General features: G+C 66.4%; 1 protein-coding gene. It reads right to left on the bottom strand.

The window, feature by feature from the left end; all coding sequences use genetic code 11:
• Positions 1–4: 4 nt before the first annotated feature.
• Positions 5–1,003, bottom strand: coding sequence for an IS481 family transposase (locus J3P41_RS18365; RefSeq protein ID WP_210652248.1), 999 nt, complete (start codon positions 1,001–1,003; stop codon positions 5–7).
• Positions 1,004–1,142 lie beyond the last annotated feature (139 nt).

The raw sequence follows: 1,142 nt of genomic DNA, 5'->3' as shown, positions 1-1,142 counted from the left end.
CCGGCTAGCTGTACTGATCGGTGAGGTTGGTCAACCGGGTGATCGGTGCTGACCCGCCGATTGCGGTGTGGGGCCGGTGGTGGTTGTACTCGTGCAGCCATGCTGGCAGAGCTGCTCGGCGGGCGGATTCGGAGTTGTAGAACTTCTTGAATGCCCAGCCGTCGGCCATGGTGCGGTGGAAGCGTTCGATCTTGCCGTTGGTCTGCGGTCGGTAAGGGCGGGTTTTCTTTACAGCGATGCCGAGGTCGGCGCAGGTGTCACGCCACAAGGAACTGCGGTAGGCACTGCCGTTGTCGGACAGGACCCGCTCGACGACGACGTCGCGTGCGGCGAACCACGCCACGGCGCGGTAGAGCACTCCGGCGGCGGTGGCGGCTGTCTCGTCGTCGTGGATCTCGGCGTAGGCGACGCGGGAGTGGTCGTCGATGACGGTGTGGACGAACGCGGTCCCGACCTTGGGTTGGCGGTAGGCGTTGCTGATCCCGGTGCGGTTGCGGGTGGCGATCCGATGCTGGTCGCCGCGCTGGCGTCCCAGGTAGCGCCAGCCGCCACCGTCGGGGATGTTGCCGAGCTTCTTCACATCGACGTGGATCAGTGAACCGGGGTGGTCGTGCTCGTAGCGGCGGATCGGCTCACCGGTGGCTCGATCGACGTGGGTGAGCCGGTTGAGCCGGCACCTGACCAGCACCTTGTGAACCGTCGAGGGTGCCAGGCCGACGCGGTCGGCGATCTGCACCGGACCGAGGCGGTGCTTCCACCGCAGGTGCACGATCTTGCGCACCACCGGCTGCGGCACCTTGTTTGGGGAGCGGTGGGGGCGTGACGATGCGTCGTTCATGCCAGTCGGTCCGAGGTGGCGGTACCTGTCGGCCCACCGCTTCGCGGTCGGCCATGACACGTCGTAGCGCTCGGCGGCTCGAGCGATGGGCCAGCCCTGCTCGACGATAAGGCGCGCCAACCTCAAGCGGGCGCGTGCGGTCAGTGCAGCGTTAGCGTGGGACACGAAGACCTCCAGGGTGTCGGAGCGGTTCCTTAGACAGCTCCACTCCACGCCCGGAGGTCTTCGCCTTCCAAGCTCATTCAGATCGTGTCGTCACACGATCTCGACCAACGTGCCCGATCAGTACAGCTAGCCGGGGATC

The sequence above is a fragment of the Nocardioides sp. SYSU D00065 genome, from assembly GCF_017916425.1.
Classification (GTDB): Bacteria; Actinomycetota; Actinomycetes; order Propionibacteriales; family Nocardioidaceae; genus Nocardioides.
The sequence above is the reverse complement of the archived record's forward strand: the minus strand, read 5'-3'. Positions and strand labels throughout refer to the sequence as shown.